We start from the raw sequence: 3,773 nt of genomic DNA, 5'->3' as shown, positions 1-3,773 counted from the left end.
GAGATTGAAAATTCTCGAATCATCGCACCGGGAGATCGTTCGCATCGCGAAAGACCGTTGGAGGGAATAAATCGCTTTCCGTAGCATCTCCCTTGTCGCGAGGAATCGCCACGGGGCTCGATGCCCTCGAACGCATCGATGCCAACATTCTTCAAGGGGAGAGACCATGCACGGATTGGACAGACCGACGAACCGCCGCCTCGTCCTGGGTGGACTCGGGCTCGGCAGCCTCGGCGCCGCACTGCCGGCCTGGGCCGCGGGCTCGGTGAAGCTGCCTCTGCCGGGCGGCCCGGACGAGCGGGCGCTGACCACCGCCTTTCCGGGCAAGGGCGAGATGATCCTGCAGCGTACTCATCCTCCGCTGCTGGAGACGCCGTTTTCGGTGTTCGACGAGGGCGTGTTCACCCCCAACGACCGCTTCTACGTGCGCTGGCACTGGGCCTCGATCCCGACCGAGGTAAATGCCGGCACCTTCCGGCTCAAGGTCCACGGCCATGTGGAGAAGGAACTCTCGCTCTCCCTCGACGCCATCGCCGGCCTGCCGCGCTTCGAGATCGCCGCGGTCAACCAGTGCTCGGGCAATTCGCGCGGGCTGTTCGAGCCGCGAGTGCCCGGCGCGCAATGGGCTAACGGCTCGATGGGCAACGCCAAATGGACCGGCGTACGCCTCAAGGATGTGCTCGAACAGGCCGGGGTGAAGGCCGGTGCCGTGCAGGTGCGCTTCGACGGCCTCGACGCGCCGGTGGTCGACGACGCGCCCGACTTCAAGAAATCGCTCGATCTCGATCACGCAAGCAATGGCGAGGTGATGATCGCCTACGCGATGAATGGCGAGCAATTGCCGCTGCTTAACGGCTTCCCGCTCCGGCTCGTGGTGCCGGGCTGGTACTCGACTTATTGGGTGAAGATGCTGTCCGACATCGAGGTCCTGGACAAGCCCGACGAACAATATTGGATGAAGACCGCCTATCGCATCCCCGATGTGCCGGGCGCTAACATCAAGCCCGGCCAGACCGGCTTCAAGACAGTGCCGATCAACAGGATGGTGCCGCGCTCGTTCGTCACCAATCTGCAGGACGGCGCCAGGGTGGCGGCCGGAACGCCGGTGGCCATCCGCGGCATCGCCTTCGGCGGCGATTGTGGGGTGAAGAAGGTCGAGGTGTCTGGAGACGGCGGAGCGACGTGGGTCCCGGCGCAACTCGGGGCGGACGAGGGCCCCTACAGCTTCCGCCGCTTCGACGGCAGCCTGCCGGCGCTTGCTGCCGGGACCCATACGGTCAAGGTCCGCTGCACAAACACCAAGGGCGTCGCGCAAGGCATGGACCGGGTCTGGAACGCCAACGGCTTCATGCAGAACGGCATCGAGACCGTGTCCTTCCAGGCCGCTTGAGGAGAACAGCCATGAACACGATCCGCCCTGCGGCCCTCATCACCGCGCTCATCCTGTCTCCCCTGGTGGCGCTCGCGGCGCCTGCTCCCGAGCCGATGCGCTTCAGCTCGCAATCGATCGAATTTCCGACGTCCGACCGGATCTTTCCGGACGGGCCGGGAGCCGAGGCGGTCAATAACAATTGCCTCGCCTGCCACTCGGCCGGGATGGTGCTGACCCAGCCCAAGCTCACGAAGGCGCAGTGGACCGAGACCGTGAACAAGATGGTCCACGTCTACAAAGCGCCGGTCGATCAGGCCGATGTGCAGACCATCGTCGACTACCTCACGGCGTTGAAGCCCACGCCCTGAACCCTCGAATCCCGAGGCCGCCGTGCTTTTTTCGTCGGCCTCGGGGAATAGACCGCCCTCGCTGGCATCTCCCTAAGGCGATGCACGGCCTGACCGGTCCCGCACGACGCAATCCGATTTCGAACTCGCCCGCACGGCCGGCCCCAGGCCGCCGAACGAGGGCGCATGCCCGAGAGACACGCTTCATGACTGACGTCCGCACCAGCCTCCGCGCCCTCCTCGCCGGAGCTGCCTTGCTTCTCACCCAGAACCAACCTGGATTCGCCGCCGGCTTCGACGGCGCAATCAAGAACAACGCGCTCGCCTTGAACGCCGCCGGCACGGTCGCCGCGGTGTCGAACAGCGAGGAGAGCGCCGTCATCGTCTACGACGTCGCCAAGGGCACGGTGCTGCGCCGCCTCGACGGCTTCGTCACGCCGCGCAACATCGTGTTCGCGCCGGACGGCGCCCGCTTCTACGTCTCCGACAGCGGCACGGGCCGGATCACGGTCTACGAGACCGGCACCGGCAAAGAAGCCGGCGTTCTTGCCGCGGGCCCCGGTGCGTTCGGCACGGTGCTCTCGGCCGACGGGACAAAGCTCTACGTCAACAACGAGGCCGCGAGCACGCTGACCGTGTTCGACACCAAGACCCTGCTGGCAGACGCCGTGATCCCCGGCTTCGCGCAGCCGCGCCAGGGCGTGAAGCTGTCGCCGGACGGCAAGACCGTGTTCGTGACGAACTTCCTCGGCGACAAGATCACGTTGGTCGACACCGCCACCAACAAGATCACCGGCGAGATCGTCGGGTTCGAAAAGCTGCGCGCCATCTCGATCACCAAGGACGGCAAGACGCTGTTTGCCGCCAACAGCGGCCGCAACACCATCGGCGTGGTCGATGTCGCCGCCCGCAAGGTCACCTCTGAAGTCGCGGTGGGCAAGGACCCCTATGGGGCGGCGCTGACCCCGGACGGGCGCTTCGTCTATTCGGGCAACCTCAAGGACAACTCCTTGTCGGTGATCGACACCGGCAGCCTCAAGGTCGTCGCCACGGTGACCGGGCTGAACGAACCGCGCCAGGCGATCGCATTCTCCAGTGACAACGCCCACGCGTACGTCCTCAACCGCGACCTCAGCGTGGCCGTGGTCGACCGCGCGAAGAACGCGGTGGTTTCGACGATGAAGCCGTGAAGCGTCGCGCGCCGGGTGCCTTTCGGCGCCCGGCGCGTTCTCGATCTCGACACGTCGCGAACGCAGGACAAAGACCCCATGCTCGGCCTGTTCCAGCGCAAGGACCGCCTCATCGTCCACGGAAAGGCGCCCTACAACGCCGAGCCGCCGCTCGATCGCCTGCGGGCCGCCTTCCTGACTGATCAAGCCGACTTCTACGTCCGCAGCCACGGCGACATCCCGGACCTCGACGCCGACGGCTACCGCCTGACCGTCGACGGAATGGTCGCGACGCCCCTCGACCTCTCCCTCGCCGATCTCAAAGAACGCTTCGCGCCCGTCACCGTCACGGCGGTGATGCAATGCGCCGGCAACCGCCGGGCCGACATGCTGGCCGTGGCGCCGGTCTCCGGCGACCCGTGGGCGCCCGGTGCCATCGGTAATGCGGAATGGACCGGCGTGCGGCTCGCCGACGTGCTGCGCGCGGCCGGCATCGATGCGGATGATGAGCGCCACGTCGCCTTCGAGAGCCACGACCGGATCGCGGACACGGACACGCGCTTCGGTGCCTCGATCCCGCTCGCCAAGGCGCTGGCCCCCGAGACGCTGCTCGCTTTCGCGATGAACGGCGAGCCTCTCGCCCCCGAGCACGGCCATCCGTTGCGCGTGGTCGTTCCAGGATTTGCCGGTATCCGCAGCCCGAAGTGGCTCGCCCGCATCTCGGTTCAGGACCGGCCTTCCGACAACCCGATGCAGGCCGACGACTACAAGCTGTTTCCGCCCGACGTGACGGCCGAGACCGCCGACCCGGCCCACGGCATCACCATCGAGGCGATGCCGTTGAACAGCGCGATCTGCGAGCCCGCCCGCGGCGCGGCGTTGAAG

General features: G+C 66.6%; 4 protein-coding genes. All 4 read left to right on the top strand.

Annotation, left to right across the window (positions count from 1 at the left end):
• Positions 1–166 precede the first annotated feature (166 nt).
• Complete coding sequence (locus K2X24_RS11605; RefSeq protein ID WP_292498072.1) at positions 167–1,390, top strand: molybdopterin-dependent oxidoreductase; 1,224 nt, start codon at positions 167–169, stop codon at positions 1,388–1,390.
• Between the two features lie 11 nt (positions 1,391–1,401).
• A complete protein-coding gene (locus tag K2X24_RS11600) occupies positions 1,402–1,740 on the top strand; it encodes a cytochrome c (RefSeq protein WP_012752399.1) in 339 nt (112 codons plus the stop codon).
• Positions 1,741–1,820: 80 nt separating this feature from the next.
• Positions 1,821–2,909 (top strand): beta-propeller fold lactonase family protein, encoded by a 1,089-nt coding sequence (locus K2X24_RS11595; RefSeq protein ID WP_292498068.1) that lies wholly within the window; start codon positions 1,821–1,823, stop codon positions 2,907–2,909.
• Positions 2,910–2,987: 78 nt separating this feature from the next.
• On the top strand, positions 2,988–3,773 hold a 786-nt coding region (locus tag K2X24_RS11590), incomplete at its 3' end, for a molybdopterin-dependent oxidoreductase (protein WP_292498066.1).

Source organism: Methylobacterium sp. (assembly GCF_019750675.1).
In the GTDB taxonomy this organism is placed as follows: domain Bacteria; phylum Pseudomonadota; class Alphaproteobacteria; order Rhizobiales; family Beijerinckiaceae; genus Methylobacterium.
This window is presented reverse-complemented; position numbering and strand designations above follow the sequence as displayed.

Bases quoted from the DNA above. Each gene is read 5' to 3' on its own strand.
- K2X24_RS11605 (WP_292498072.1), top strand. From the start codon at position 167: ATGCACGGATTGGACAGACCGACGAACCGCCGCCTCGTCCTGGGTGGA.
- K2X24_RS11600 (WP_012752399.1), top strand. From the start codon at position 1,402: ATGAACACGATCCGCCCTGCGGCCCTCATCACCGCGCTCATCCTGTCT.
- K2X24_RS11595 (WP_292498068.1), top strand. From the start codon at position 1,821: ATGCACGGCCTGACCGGTCCCGCACGACGCAATCCGATTTCGAACTCG.